The sequence below is a fragment of the Aeromonas sp. QDB68 genome, from assembly GCF_027707405.1.
Taxonomy (GTDB): Bacteria; Pseudomonadota; Gammaproteobacteria; order Enterobacterales; family Aeromonadaceae; genus Aeromonas; species Aeromonas caviae.
Genome location: NZ_JAPCIQ010000002.1, coordinates 114,763 through 128,871 on the forward strand (window position 1 = coordinate 114,763; position 14,109 = coordinate 128,871).

The 14,109-nt window shown below is 62.3% G+C and carries 14 protein-coding genes; 10 read left to right on the plus strand and 4 right to left on the minus strand.

Translation table 11 applies throughout. The annotated features are described in order from the left end of the window. Positions 1–45: 45 nt before the first annotated feature. From ribD to glyA, 4 genes are all read right to left on the minus strand, one after another. Entirely contained in the window at positions 46–1,155 is a 1,110-nt protein-coding gene (gene ribD, locus PG892_RS01235; protein WP_010675394.1) for a bifunctional diaminohydroxyphosphoribosylaminopyrimidine deaminase/5-amino-6-(5-phosphoribosylamino)uracil reductase RibD, read from the minus strand. A 277-nt stretch (positions 1,156–1,432) separates the two neighbouring features. Beyond that, positions 1,433–1,882 carry a transcriptional regulator NrdR gene (gene nrdR, locus PG892_RS01240; protein WP_010675395.1) on the minus strand — a complete coding sequence of 150 codons (450 nt, stop codon included), beginning with the start codon at positions 1,880–1,882 and terminating at the stop codon, positions 1,433–1,435. 134 nt (positions 1,883–2,016) lie between these two features. Continuing rightward, positions 2,017–2,451 carry a hypothetical protein gene (locus tag PG892_RS01245; RefSeq protein WP_010675396.1) on the minus strand — a complete coding sequence of 145 codons (435 nt, stop codon included), beginning with the start codon at positions 2,449–2,451 and terminating at the stop codon, positions 2,017–2,019. A gap of 87 nt (positions 2,452–2,538) precedes the next feature. Further along, positions 2,539–3,792: a serine hydroxymethyltransferase gene (glyA, locus tag PG892_RS01250; RefSeq protein WP_010675397.1), complete on the minus strand. Its 1,254-nt coding sequence runs from the start codon at positions 3,790–3,792 to the stop codon at positions 2,539–2,541. A 341-nt stretch (positions 3,793–4,133) separates the two neighbouring features. On the opposite strand from glyA, the gene PG892_RS01255 reads away from it, so the two are divergent. The 10 genes from PG892_RS01255 to panF all read left to right on the plus strand — a co-directional run bounded on the left by PG892_RS01255 (position 4,134) and on the right by panF (position 14,108). Beyond that, positions 4,134–4,421, plus strand: coding sequence for a hypothetical protein (locus tag PG892_RS01255; protein WP_010675399.1), 288 nt, complete (start codon positions 4,134–4,136; stop codon positions 4,419–4,421). A 150-nt stretch (positions 4,422–4,571) separates the two neighbouring features. Beyond that, positions 4,572–5,240, plus strand: coding sequence for a molecular chaperone TorD (gene torD / locus PG892_RS01260; RefSeq protein WP_270825083.1), 669 nt, complete (start codon positions 4,572–4,574; stop codon positions 5,238–5,240). A gap of 7 nt (positions 5,241–5,247) precedes the next feature. Further along, entirely contained in the window at positions 5,248–5,616 is a 369-nt protein-coding gene (locus PG892_RS01265) for a hypothetical protein (RefSeq protein ID WP_045525778.1), read from the plus strand. A 106-nt stretch (positions 5,617–5,722) separates the two neighbouring features. Continuing rightward, positions 5,723–7,510, plus strand: coding sequence for an EAL domain-containing protein (locus PG892_RS01270; RefSeq protein ID WP_270825084.1), 1,788 nt, complete (start codon positions 5,723–5,725; stop codon positions 7,508–7,510). A gap of 175 nt (positions 7,511–7,685) precedes the next feature. Beyond that, the gene (gene acs / locus PG892_RS01275; protein ID WP_039040306.1) at positions 7,686–9,632 is read left to right on the plus strand and encodes an acetate--CoA ligase; all 1,947 of its coding nucleotides are present in this window, start codon (positions 7,686–7,688) and stop codon (positions 9,630–9,632) included. A gap of 283 nt (positions 9,633–9,915) precedes the next feature. Continuing rightward, positions 9,916–10,365 carry a type II 3-dehydroquinate dehydratase gene (gene aroQ, locus PG892_RS01280; protein WP_039040307.1) on the plus strand — a complete coding sequence of 150 codons (450 nt, stop codon included), beginning with the start codon at positions 9,916–9,918 and terminating at the stop codon, positions 10,363–10,365. A gap of 36 nt (positions 10,366–10,401) precedes the next feature. Then, positions 10,402–10,863 carry an acetyl-CoA carboxylase biotin carboxyl carrier protein gene (gene accB, locus PG892_RS01285; RefSeq protein ID WP_270825085.1) on the plus strand — a complete coding sequence of 154 codons (462 nt, stop codon included), beginning with the start codon at positions 10,402–10,404 and terminating at the stop codon, positions 10,861–10,863. Between the two features lie 15 nt (positions 10,864–10,878). After that, positions 10,879–12,219, plus strand: a complete 1,341-nt coding sequence (gene accC / locus PG892_RS01290; RefSeq protein WP_010675406.1) for an acetyl-CoA carboxylase biotin carboxylase subunit — start codon at positions 10,879–10,881, stop codon at positions 12,217–12,219. A 193-nt stretch (positions 12,220–12,412) separates the two neighbouring features. After that, a complete protein-coding gene (locus tag PG892_RS01295; RefSeq protein WP_039040309.1) occupies positions 12,413–12,661 on the plus strand; it encodes a YhdT family protein in 249 nt (82 codons plus the stop codon). Then, positions 12,651–14,108: a sodium/pantothenate symporter gene (panF, locus tag PG892_RS01300; protein WP_043153258.1), complete on the plus strand. Its 1,458-nt coding sequence runs from the start codon at positions 12,651–12,653 to the stop codon at positions 14,106–14,108. Before PG892_RS01295 ends, panF begins: the two co-directional genes overlap by 11 nt. The last annotated feature ends 1 nt before the right edge of the window (position 14,109 follow it).

A 14,109-nucleotide genomic window follows, 5' to 3' on the forward strand; every position in this document is an offset into this window, starting at 1 on the left:
TTGCTGATGACGGGGGCGATGGATGCCCCCGTGAACATTGAAAAATCAGGCTATTTTCGCAGTGATGCGAATATCCTGGCCAAGCATGCGCACATCCTTGAGGTTGAGTTTGGGAGCCTGGAACAGCCGGGTCAGCCCCGGCAGATGGAACAGGCCGCGCCCCTCATCCCCCATCAGTTTGGGCGCCTGATAGAGCACCAGCTCGTCCACCAGCCCCTTCTCCAGCAGGGCGCCGCACAGCCGCGGCCCCGCCTCCACCAGTACCGAGTTGACGTTCTGTTTGGCCAGCAGCATGAAGAGGCTGACCAGATCCAGCTTGCCATCCAGCAGCGGCACCTCCAGCTGCTGCACCCAGGCGGGCCACTCACCGGATGCCTTGTGGCGGGCCAGCAATACCGGGCTCTCGCTCTGGAACAGGGGCAGATCCGGGGTGAGCCGGTTTTGCGAATCCACGATGACCCGCAGTGGCTGGCGCAGGGTCTCTTTGGGATAGACCGCCTTGACCGAGGGGGGCAGCTCGTCCCAGCGCACGGTGAGGGAGGCGCCATCTGCCAGCACGGTCTCGGCGCTGGAGAGGACCGCATCGTGACGGGCCCGCAGCCGCTGCACGTCCCGGCGCGCCTCCGCAGAGGTGATCCACTGGCTCTCGCCACTCGCCATGGCGGTGCGACCATCCAGGCTCGCCCCCAGCTTGACCGTCACCAGCGGAAACGCGGTGCGCATCCGCTTGAAGAAACCGGGATTGAGGGCCTCGGCTTCTGCGGCCAGCAGGCCGAAATCGGTCTTGATCCCCGCCTCAGAGAGCATCCGCAGGCCACGCCCGCCCACCTGGGGATTGGGATCCACCATGGCGGCGACCACCCGGGTCACCCCGGCCTTGATGAGCGCCTCGGCGCAGGGCGGCGTGCGACCATGATGGGAGCAGGGCTCCAGGGTCACATAGGCGGTGGCACCGCGGGCCTCTTCCCCTGCCGCGTGCAGAGCATAGACCTCGGCATGGGGCTCACCGGCCCGCTTGTGCCAGCCCTCCCCCACCACCACGCCGGCCTTCACCAGCACGGCGCCGACGCAGGGGTTGGGGGCCGTGGTGTAACGGCCGCGCCGGGCCAGTTCGAGGGCCCGGCTCATCCATTGGTAATCGTCTTGACTAAACATCCGGGCTCCTGTGTCCAGCAACCTGTCCCCGGTGGCACGGCCATCCGATGGGACAAGAAAATAGGGTGTACGCGCTTGCCGCACGCCTTCTCGGGCAGATCGGCCATGGCATCTGACGCCATGGCGACGGGCACACACATCGCAGGATGCGGCCGCACGCCCTCATACTTTTTCACCAGTGCAACGATGCGCTATCTAGATGTCTCACTGGTGTGACAACTGGCGCTGCCGCAACGGCAGGCCCTCTCTTATTCACATAGGGAGCCGCAGGCCGGCGTTACTTCTCCAGCTTGGCGATCTCTTCCCCGAATTCGCGAATGTCTTCAAAGCTGCGGTAGACGGAGGCAAAGCGGATGTAGGCCACCTTGTCCAGGCTCTTGAGCTCATCCATCACCAGATTGCCCACCAATTGGGAGGCCACCTCCCGCTCACCGGTGGCCCGCAGGCGGGACTTGATGTGGTTGACCGCCTTCTCGATGGCCTCCATGCTCACCGGCCGCTTCTCCAGCGCCCGCAGAATGCCGGCCCGCAGTTTGTCTTCGTTGAAGGGCTCGCGGGAGCCGTTGGACTTGATGACGCGGGGCATGACCAGTTCGGCCATTTCGAAGGTGGTAAAACGCTCGTGACAGAGCAGGCATTCGCGACGGCGGCGCACCTGATGGCCCTCGGCCACCAGACGGGAATCGATCACCTTGGTATCAACGGCACTACAGAAAGGGCAATGCATCTGACCTCCGGCGTGGATGAAAATGGGCGCGGGCCCCGGGGGCTGGCGCTAGGCCGGCCAGTGTAACACGGCCATCCAGAACCGGTAAAAGCCCATGAAAACAAGGGACAACCAGCCAGACCTTCGGGCAGGACTCAGTCGTCATAGGGCAACGCCTCGGGGTCGCAATCCTGGTAATCGGGGGCAGGATCCGCCGCGAACCGGCGAGCAGCCACATGGCTGTGACCCAGCATCAGCGCCTTGCCCACCCGGTGCATGCCATCCATCACCCGACCGGCGCTGTCCAGCAGGATGGGATAGGCGAGATCCGCCGCCATCATGAGCTGGCAATGCGCCACCACGCTGCGCACCGTGGGCGTGGCGTCGCCATGGCCGTACCAGTGGTCGCGGTCAAGCTCGGCAATCTCGCCGAGTGCCACCGCCTGCACCGGCAGGTTGCGGCTCAGCCGGATCAAGCGGCGCACATCCCAGGCCAGCAGTCCCTGTTCGCTGGCGCGAAAGTGGTACAGGGCGCGAACCGTCTGCCGCAGTGACGCCTCCAGCACGTCCTCTTCCATGTCATCGCACATGATCACCTCTGTCTCATCTTGCCAGACGCTGCAAAAAACAATGCCACCCGAGGGTGGCATTGGTCTTCAACCTGAAGGTCAGGCTGATTATGCGTAGACCGGGAAGCGGCGGCAGATGTCCAGCACCTTCTCGCGCACAGTCGCCAGCACTTCTTCATTGTCGTGGCTGTCCAGCACGTCGCAGATCCAGTTGGCCAACTGAATGGACTCGGCTTCCTTGAAGCCGCGGCGGGTAATGGCCGGGGTGCCGATACGCACGCCGGAGGTCACGAACGGGGAACGCGGGTCGTTCGGTACGGAGTTCTTGTTGACGGTGATGTTGGCTTTGCCGAGGGCTGCGTCAGCATCTTTGCCGGTCAGCTCGCGACCGATCAGGTCAACCAGCATCAGATGGTTGTCGGTACCGCCGGAGACGATCTTGTAGCCGCGCTCGATAAAGGTCGCCGCCATGGCCTTGGCGTTCTTCACGACCTGGGCCTGGTAGGTCTTGAACTCGGGCTCCAGCGCTTCCTTGAAGGCCACGGCCTTGCCGGCGATGACGTGCATCAGCGGGCCGCCCTGACCACCCGGGAAGACGGCGGAGTTCAGCTTCTTGTACAGATCTTCGTCGTCGGCGGCGGAGAGGATCAGACCACCGCGCGGACCGGCCAGGGTCTTGTGGGTGGTGGAGGTGACCACGTGAGCGTGGGGCACCGGGTTCGGGTAGACGCCGGCGGCAATCAGACCGGCCACGTGGGCCATGTCCACGAACAGGTAAGCACCGATCTTGTCGGCGATTTCGCGCATGCGGGCCCAGTCGACGATGCCGGAGTAGGCGGAGAAGCCGCCGATCATCATCTTCGGCTTGTGCTCAACGGCCAGGCGCTCCATCTCGTCGTAGTCGATCTTGCCGGACTCGTCGATGCCGTAGGGGATGATGTTGTACAGCTTGCCGGAGAAGTTGACGGGGGAGCCGTGGGTCAGGTGACCGCCGTGGGCCAGGTTCATGCCGAGCACGGTGTCGCCCGGTTGCAGCAGGGCCATGTAGACGGCGCTGTTGGCCTGAGAGCCGGAGTGCGGCTGCACGTTGGCGTAGGTGGCACCGAACAGCTCTTTGGCGCGCTCGATGGCCAGGGTTTCAACCACATCCACATACTCGCAACCGCCGTAGTAACGCTTGGCCGGGTAGCCTTCGGCGTACTTGTTGGTCAACTGGGAGCCCTGGGCTTCCATGACGCGGGGGCTGGTGTAGTTCTCGGACGCAATCAGCTCGATGTGCTCTTCCTGACGACGGGTCTCGTCTGTGATGGCCTGCCACAGCTCTGGATCATAGCCGGCGATGGTCATGTCACGTTTCAACATCCGTTTATCTCCTGAAAATCGTTTGCGCGATAGGTGAAGTGGGCCCGCGCATTGTAACGTGAGCTGGATCAAAGAGACAGTCCAACCACCCAAAAAATTGTTTATAAAATGTAAAATACGTCGCAAATTTCGAATCCCGCCCCCTGGCTTCGCTCATCCCCCCGGCCTCCCCACACCAGCAATCCGGCTCCAGCCATCGTCCCCGCTTCCCGGGCAAGGCGATGAAAACCAGAGCCAGATCATGGATATAGCATTTACTAACAGATAACATCTTTAGGCCATGGGACATCTGCACGAGCGGGTGTCGCTCCCTGCCATCCCGGAACACAAGGGGAAACGCCATGATGGATCATCTGATGCTGTTCGTGATTGTCGCGGTCTTCGCTCTCTTCTACTGGGTCTACTACACCGCCAGCCGCAAGGGTGCCTGCACCGCCAACTGGGAGACACTTCCCACACGGGAGCAGTACCTGGCGGCCCATCCCGGCGCCGCCGACGGGGATCTCATTTTCTGCATCCATTGCGGTCATCATCAGCAGCGGGAGGTCGGCCTGGTGCACCAGATGGATTACCGCCGCCAGCACATCTGCCCCCGTTGCAAGCAGGTGCTCTATCGCGTCGAGGAGTAGGTCGGCCTCCTCGTCGCCCACGGTGATCCCGCGAATGCGACCCCCTCGCCTGGCGCTATCCGGCCAAAAGGCCCCATGAGTTTCCTTTATTTTTAAAGTCGTTAGAATCGGGGGCCATCAAGGCTCCCGATTGTCATCCACGGAGGAAAAATGCAGGAATTCATGGCGACCAGCGAACGCCGGGCCGAGCTTTACTGGTGGTTTTCCACCCTGTTTGCTGCCGAACTCAGTGATGCACAGATCGCTGAATACGACACCTATGACGTGCGCAGCTTCTTGAAGAGCCTCTCCACTCTCGATCCCATGCGCGAAGCCGTGGCTGAGCTCAACGACGCCATCGCCCGATTGCTGGTGCGCCCCGAGCGCCAGACGGCCCTGGCCGCCGACTTCGCCGGCCTGTTCCTGAGCGCTCCCGAGCAGGGTGCCCTGCCCTACGAATCCCTCTACCGGGGCGAAGGCAAGCAGCTGATGCAGGCCCCCATGACCGAGATGCAGGCACGCCTCGCTCGCCTCGGCATCAATGTCAGCGACAAGTACAATGAGCCTGCCGATCATCTGGCCATCGAGCTGGATCTGATGGGCAGCCTCATCATCCGCGCCGCCGAGTCGACCACCGCCGACCAGCGCGAGGCGTGGCTTGGCGAGCAGGAGTCCCTGCTGCACGGTCACCTGCTGGGCTGGTTCGAGCGCTTCGAGCAGGCCTGCCGGGCCGCCGACACGTTTGGCTTCTACGGTGCCAGTGCCCGCCTGCTGGGGGTGTTCCTCAAGATGGACGCCAACTACCTCTCCCTGGTCAAACCGGCACCGTCCGCCGACTGAGCCCGGCATGAAGACAGCCCTGCTTCTTATCGCATGCTGGCTGCTGGCCCTGATCCCGCTGGATCAGGGTCTCACTCCCCTCGTGACGCTGCTGTTCAACCCGGACCGCGCGCTCTACGGCACCGCCCAGCTCACCGGCTTTGCCGGCATCCTGCTGACCCTCTACCTCGCCAATCTCGGGGTGGAAGTGGTGCTGCGTCGCCGCTTCCAGATAGCGGGCATGCTGGCCCTGCTCGCCGCCTGGACAGATTTCATCAACAGCAGCGGCACCGAGAGCCACTGGCTGGTGCTCTACGCCATGGCGTTGCCGTTTCATCTGGTGGGCTGGCTGGTATTTGTTCGCGGGATCCAGGCGTTTGGCCGCCAGAAAGGCTGACATCTCGTTGATTTCACACCCTTCTCACACTTTCTTTCTCTCCTGACACTTCCTGCCATACTGACACAGTCGTCCAAATGACAAAGCAATCAATTCAGGAGCCTCCATGGAAAAAGTGCTACCCGAATCGGTTCCGACACGGCATTTGTCAGGCCCGCTCTCTCCCTACGAGTTGCAACAACTGTTCGCCCAGGCGCCCGTCGGGATTGGAGTCTTCGATCACGAATTCAGGTGCCGCGACGTCAACGGACGCTTTGCCGAACTGACCGGCCTCGCGCGGGCAGAGCACCCGGGCAAGACGCTGTTCGACATTGTCCCTGCCCAGACTCCCCAGCTGCTCCCGCTGTTTCAACAACTGCGACAAGGGGCCCCCCGATGCGCATTTGAGGTGGAGACGGTCGGTCTCTCCCGCGCGGCCTCCCCCGCACGCTGGCAAGTGAGCGTCAGCTCCGTGCTGGATGAGGACGGCTCCTTCAGCGGCATCTTCCTCGTGATGAGGGAATCCGCGCAGACAGGCCCCCACCTCGACGCACCCGCGTCACCCGGCCTGCAGGAGATGACCCACCGCCATGCACTGCGTCTCTATCAGGCCGAAGCCCGCTTGCAGCACCTCTCCTATTACGATCCCCTCACCGATCTCGGCAATCGCCATCTGCTGCAAGAGCGCCTCACCCTGGAGATAGAGACGGCCAGGGTGAACCACCACGTCCTGGCGCTGCTGTTCATCGATCTCGACGGCTTCAAGCTCATCAACGACAACCTGGGGCACAGTGCCGGCGATCTGCTGCTCAAGCTGTCGGCAGACCGCATTCGCCACTGTCTGCGCCCCGGAGACATCGCCATCCGGCTGGGGGCAGACGAATTTCTGGTGTTGCTGCCCGCCATCAGGGAGACCCAGGATCTGCTGGGTCTCATCGAGGGGTTGCAACGCAGGCTGCACGATCCCGCCGACATCGGCCAGGAGCGGGTGAGGCTCTCCGCCAGCATCGGCGTCTCCCTCTATCCGGAGCATGGCCAGACCCCGGACAGCCTCATCAGCGCGGCGGACAACGCCATGCATGAAGCCAAGCGCCGTGGCCGCAACGGCTATCTGTTCCACTCCCCCGACATCACGGCACAGACCAGGGAGCGGATGCTGCTGGAGCAGGGACTGCTCAAGGCCATTGAGCAGCAACAGTTCCGCCTGCTCTACCAACCCATGACGGATCTGGCGGATGGTCATCTCAGCGGCCTGGAGGCCCTGATCCGCTGGCAGCATCCCAGCCTTGGCATGATATCCCCGGACCGTTTCATTCCGGTGGCAGAGGAGTGCGGTCTCATCGAACCGCTGGGCGAATGGGTGATGCGCACCGCCTGCCGGCAAGGGCAGCAGTGGCTGGCCGAAGAGCTCGCCGTGCCCAGGCTCTCGGTCAATGTGTCGGTCAGGGAGATGCGCTCCCACGACTACGTGGAGCGGGTGACAGCCATTCTGGCCGAGACCTGTTTTCCTGCCGAGCGGCTGGAGATCGAGGTGACCGAGAGCATCATCCAGAGCGTGGATCACAGTCTGCGGCTCTTCACCCGCCTCAAGGCGCTGGGGGTACAGATCGCCATCGACGACTTCGGCACCGGTTTCTCTTCCCTGAGCCTGCTCAGGAGCCTGCCCATCGATCGCATCAAGATAGACAGGGCCTTCGTCCAGGCGTTGCCCGACGACAAGCACAGCCGCGAGCTGTGCCGTACCATAGTCCAGCTGGCCACCTCCCTCGGCATGGCCGTTACGGCGGAAGGGATAGAAACCCAGCCCCAGCGCCAGTTCCTGCAATCCCTGCGTTGCGAAGAGGGACAGGGCTACCTGTTCAGCCATCCCCTGCCAGAACCCAGCCTGCCTCCCCTGCTCCCCCTCCGCCATTGAGCCTTGGCCGCGCCACCACGAAAGCAAAGAAGGGAGCCCATGGCTCCCTTCTTTGCCCTCAACGTGTCCTCTCACCTGCTAACTTCGTCGCTATCCAAAAGTCTAATTGCCCTCGGGAACCAAAGGTATAAGTTGTTACTCAATCATTAAGAAAATGTATTCACAGGAGTGAGAGATGAGCGAGAGCAAGGTCTACCCGGTCAAGGCCCACATCGGCAACGGCGCCCTGCTGGACAAGGAAGGTTATGAAGCCATGTATCAAGCGTCGGTGCAGGATCCGGACGCCTTCTGGGGGGAGCAGGGCAAGATCCTTGACTGGATGACCCCCTACACCCGCGTCAAGAACACCTCCTACGATCCGGGCCACGTCTCCATCAAGTGGTATGAGGATGGTCTGCTCAACGTCTCGGCCAACTGCCTGGATCGTCATCTGAGCGAGCGCGGCGACAAGGTCGCCATCATCTGGGAAGGGGACAACCCAGCTGAAGATCGCAAGATCACCTATCGCGAACTGCACGCCGAAGTGTGCAAGTTTGCCAACGTGCTCAAAGCCCAGGGGGTCAAGCGTGGCCACATGGTCTGCCTTTATATGCCCATGGTGCCGGAGGCGGCCATCGCAATGCTGGCCTGTACCCGCATCGGGGCCGTGCACAGCATCGTCTTCGGCGGCTTCTCGCCGGAGGCGCTCTCGGGCCGCATCATCGACTCCGGCGCCTCCGTCGTCATCACCGCCGATGAGGGGTTGCGAGGCGGTCGCCCCATCCCCCTCAAGAAGAACGTGGATGAGGCCCTTACCCACCCGGATACCAAGGTCAGCAAGGTGATCGTCCTCAAGCGCACCGGTGGCAACGTGGCCTGGCACGAGCACAGAGACATCTGGTGGCATGATGCGGTCAATGCCGCCAGCCCGGATTGTCCGCCCGAAGCCATGGGCGCCGAAGATCCCCTGTTCGTGCTCTACACCTCCGGCTCCACCGGCAAACCCAAGGGTGTGCTGCACACCACGGGCGGCTATCTGGTCTATGCCGCCCTCACCTTCAAATACGTGTTCGACTACCACGAAGAGGACATCTACTGGTGTACCGCCGACGTGGGTTGGGTCACCGGTCACTCCTATCTGGTCTACGGGCCGCTGGCCAACGGCGCCACCACCGTCATGTTCGAAGGGGTGCCCAACTACCCGGCCACCAACCGCATGAGTCAGGTGGTGGACAAACACCAGGTCACCATCCTCTATACCGCCCCCACCGCCATTCGCGCACTGATGGCCAAGGGCAAGGAGGCTGTCGAAGGCACTTCCCGCACCAGCCTGCGCATCATGGGGTCGGTGGGTGAACCCATCAACCCGGAAGCCTGGGAGTGGTACTACCGCACCATCGGCGACGAGCGCTGCCCCATCGTCGACACCTGGTGGCAGACCGAAACCGGCGGCATCCTCATCACTCCGCTGCCCGGCGTCACCGCGCTCAAGCCCGGCTCGGCCACCCGTCCCTTCTTCGGAGTACAGCCTGCTCTGGTGGACAACCTGGGTGAGCCGCTGGAGGGCGCCACCGAGGGCAACCTGGTGATCACCGACTCCTGGCCCGGCCAGATGCGTACCGTGTTCGGCGATCACGAGCGCTTCGAGCAGACCTACTTCTCCACCTTCCCGGGTCGCTACTTCACCGGCGACGGTGCCCGTCGCGACGAGGACGGCTACTACTGGATCACCGGCCGGGTGGATGATGTACTCAACGTCTCCGGCCACCGCATGGGCACCGCCGAAATCGAGTCCGCTCTGGTGGCCCATCCGAAGATCGCCGAAGCGGCGGTGGTGGGTGTTCCCCACGAGATCAAGGGACAGGGCATCTACGCCTATGTCACCCTGATCGCCGGGGAAGAGCCGAGCCGCGAGCTGCACAAGGAAGTGAAGGAGTGGGTGCGCAAGGAGATTGGCGCCATCGCGACCCCGGACGTGATCCACTGGGCCGAAGGGCTGCCCAAGACCCGATCCGGCAAGATCATGCGGCGTATCTTGCGCAAGATCGCCACCGGCGAAACCGACAGCCTGGGGGATATCTCCACCCTGGCGGATCCGGGGGTCGTGGACAAGCTGATCCGCGAGAAGTCGGAAGCGGCGTGAGTCTCTTCCCCACGTCAACAGAGCCGGCCACGTGCCGGCTTTGTTGTCTTCGGGATCCAGACAAGGCAGAGTTCGGTGGCAAGCAGGGCTTGCGGGTAAATCAGGCCAATAAATAGCCAGATGTAGAGATTAGACCAGTAAAATGCTGCTAATTTTCACGAAATCAATATAATTGCGAAATCTGTGTGTCAGGGCACACCGATTTGTGCAAAAATTGGCTAGATTTTTGGTAGTCCAAAGATAGCTGATAGATAGCAGCATAATCATCGAGGATGTACTCAATATGTCGCAACATCACCGAATCCTCCTGCTTAACGGCCCCAATCTGAATCTGCTGGGCAAGCGGGAGCCGGGAATCTACGGCAGCAAGACGCTCGATGAGATCGTCGCCGATCTGACGCGCAGCGCCAGCGAACTCGGTGTCACCCTGGAACATCTGCAATCCAATGCCGAGCACGAGCTGATCGGCCGCATCCATCAGGCCATGGGCCAGGTGGATTTCATCATCATCAATCCCGCCGCCTTCACCCATACCAGCGTTGCCCTGCGCGATGCCCTGCTGGGTGTGGCCATCCCCTTTATCGAGGTTCACCTGTCAAACGTTCATGCCAGGGAGCCCTTCCGTCATCACTCCTATCTGTCTGATGTCGCCAAGGGGGTGATCTGCGGGTTGGGTGCCGATGGTTACCAATTCGCTTTAACCGCGGCCGTGCATCAGTTGCGCGCGGCTTGATAATCACTGATCAGATAAAGAAGAAAGAGAATGCTAATGGATATCCGCAAAATCAAGAAGCTGATTGAACTGGTTGAAGAGTCCGGCATCGCCGAGCTGGAAATCTCCGAAGGGGAAGAGTCCGTTCGCATCAGCCGTAATTTCTCCGGCCAGGTTAGCGTTGCCCCGCAGATGATCATGCCCCAGGCCGCAGCTCAGGTTGCCGCACCGGTTGCCGCTGCTCCGGCAGCAGCCGCTGCGCCTGCTGCCGATGCCGCCCCGAGCGGTCATCTGATGCGCTCCCCCATGGTGGGCTCCTTCTACCGCTCCTCCAGCCCGGAAGCCAAGGCGTTCGTGGAAGTCGGTCAGCACGTCAATGTCGGCGACACCCTGTGCATCGTCGAAGCCATGAAAATGATGAACCAAATCGAGTCTGACAAGGCCGGCGTGATCAAAGCGATCCTGGTTGAAAATGGTCAGGCCGTCGAGTTTGACGAGCCGCTGTTCATCATCGAATAAGGGAAAATGCCACCCATGTTGGACAAAGTAGTCATCGCCAACCGCGGTGAAATTGCCCTGCGGATCCTGCGCGCCTGCAAAGAGCTCGGGATCAAGACAGTGGCCGTTCACTCCACTGCCGATCGGGAGCTCAAGCATGTGCTCCTGGCGGACGAAACCATCTGCATCGGCAAACCTGCCAGCGGTGAGTCCTACCTCAATGTGCCGGCCATCATCGCCGCCGCCGAGGTGACCGGTGCCGTCGCCATCCACCCGGGCTACGGCTTCCTCTCCGAGAATGCCGACTTCGCCGAAGTGGTCGAGAAATCCGGCTTCATCTTCATCGGTCCGCGCGCCGAGACCATTCGCCTGATGGGTGACAAGGTCTCCGCCATCGAGGCGATGAAGAAGGCGGGCGTGCCCTGCGTACCCGGCTCCGACGGCCCGGTGGACAACGATGCCAAGCGCAACGCCGCCATCGCCAAGCGGATCGGGTATCCGGTGATCATCAAGGCCGCCGGTGGCGGTGGTGGTCGCGGCATGCGCGTGGTGCGCAACGAGGCCGAACTGGCCTCCGCCATCGCGCTGACCAAATCCGAAGCGGGCCAGTTCTTCAAGAACGACATGGTCTACATGGAGAAGTACCTGGAGAACCCGCGCCACATCGAGATCCAGGTGCTGGCTGACGGTCAGGGTACCGCCCTCTATCTGGGTGAGCGGGACTGCTCCATGCAGCGCCGTCACCAGAAGGTCGTGGAAGAGGCGCCGGCCCCCGGCATCACCGACGAGATGCGCAAGTTCATCGGTGAGCGCTGTGTGCGCGCCTGTCTCGAGATCGGCTACCGCGGTGCAGGTACCTTCGAGTTCCTGTACGAGAACGGCGAGTTCTATTTCATCGAGATGAACACCCGTATCCAGGTGGAGCATCCGGTCACCGAGATGGTCACCGGCGTCGACCTCATCAAGGAGCAGCTGCGCATTGCCGCCGGTCAGCCCCTGTCGATCACCCAGCAAGACATCCGCATTCGTGGCCACGCCATCGAGTGCCGGATCAATGCCGAAGATCCGGCCACCTTCCTGCCCTCTCCCGGTCTCATCCAGCGCTTCCACGCGCCGGGCGGCCTGGGCGTGCGCTGGGAATCCCACATCTATGCGGGTTACAAGGTCCCCCCCTACTACGACTCCATGATCGGCAAGCTGATCTGCTACGGGGAGAACCGCGACGTGGCCATCGCCCGCATGCGTCACTCCCTCGACGAGCTGGTGGTGGAAGGGATCAAGACCAACATCGCCCTGCAAAAAGAGATCATGAAGGACGAAAACTTCCAGCACGGTGGCACTAACATCCACTACCTGCACAAGAAGTTGGGTCTGTAATGGCTTGAGGCCCGACCCATTGAGTACGGTGGCAGCACAGAACAGCCACTCCCAGCACAAGAAGTCGGGTCTGCAAAGACCCCTTTCATCGGGATATTGCGCGATCCACCCGGATCGCCAACGTAAAAAAGGGCCATGGCGACATGGCCCTTTTTTGTTATTCTTGCGCCCCGCTCACTCGTCGGAGGCCACAGTGAACCGTTTCGCACTCGCCCGTCGGGAAGCAGCCTTCTGCCTGCTGCTGACCCTGCTCTATTTTGTCGCCTGGTATGGCTCGGCTTATTTCATCCCCGAGGATCTCGAGCTGTGGGACCTGCCCCTCTGGTTCCTGCTCAGCTGCATCCTGATGCCCCTGCTGTTCATCGGCCTCTGCGCCCTCATGGTGGATCGCCTGTTCGTCGATATTCCCCTGGATAGCGAGGTACCACCCCATGAATCTTGAGCTGATGCTGCCGCTCTGCATCTACCTGGTGCTGGTACTGGGGGTCGGTTTCTGGGCCAGTCGCCACCGGACCGGCGGCAACTTCATGCAGGAGTACTTCATCGGCAACCGCAGCATGGGGGGGCTGGTGCTCGCCATGACCCTGGTGGCCACTTATACCTCTGCATCGTCCTTCATCGGCGGGCCGGGTGCCGCCTACAAGGTCGGCCTCGGCTGGGTATTGCTGGCGATGATCCAGCTGCCCACCGTCTGGCTCACTCTGGGGGTGCTTGGCAAGAAGTTCGCCATCATCGCCCGCCGGGTCAACGCGGTGACCATCAACGACATGCTGTGGGCCCGCTACCAGAGCAGGGCGGTGGTCGTGCTGGGCTCGGTCACCATCATCCTCGCCTTCATCGCCACCATGGTGGTGCAGTTCATCGGCGGCGCCCGTCTGCTGGAAACGGCGACCGGCCTCAGCTATCAGCAGGGGCTCTTCCTGTTTGCCAGTTGCGTGCTGCTCTACACGGTGATCGGCGGCTTTCGCGCCGTGGTGATGACGGATGCCCTGCAAGGCATCGTCATGCTCATCGGCACTGGCGCCCTGCTGGCGGGCATCCTCATCGCCGGTGACGGGTTGCCGAATCTTGTCCACCAGCTCAAGGAGATAGATCCCAAGCTGGTGAGCCCCCAGGGGGCCGGCGACATGCTGACCCAGCCCTTCATGCTGAGCTTCTGGGTGCTGGTCTGCATCGGGGTGGTGGGCTTGCCCCACTCTGCGCTGCGCTGCTTTGGCTACCGGGACAGCAAGGCGCTGCACCGGGGCATCCTCATCGGCACCATCGTCTGCGCCCTGCTGATGTTCGGCATGCACCTGGCCGGGGCGCTGGGCCGCGCCATCCTGCCCGGCATGGACAGCCCGGACAAGATCATGCCCTCCCTGATGATGGAGGTGCTCCCCCCCTGGCTGGCCGGGGTCTTCCTGGCCGCCCCCATGGCGGCCATCATGTCTACTATCGACTCCCAGCTGATCCAGGCCTCCGCCACCCTGGTGAAAGATCTCTACCTCAATTACCTCAACCCCAGGCAGGAGAAGCTGGAGGTCCGGGTGCCGCGCCTCTCCCTGCTCTGCACCCTGATCCTCGGTACCCTGGTGCTGCTGGCGGCGCTCCAGCCCCCCGAGATGATCATCTGGCTCAACCTGCTCGCCTTCGGCGGCCTGCAGGCGGTCTTCCTCTGGCCCCTGGTGCTCGGCCTCTACTGGTCCAGGGCCAACGGCCCGGGAGCCCTGGCCAGCATGGTCTGCGGCATCCTCTGTTACGGCACCTTGAGCCAGTGGGGGATCAAGCTGGCCGGTCTGCACGCCATCGTCCCGAGCCTGGCCCTTGGCCTGGCGGCCTTTGTCCTGGTCAGCCTGCTCACTCCTGCCCCGGATCAGCGTGTCCGTCGATTGTTTGATCAAAATTAAG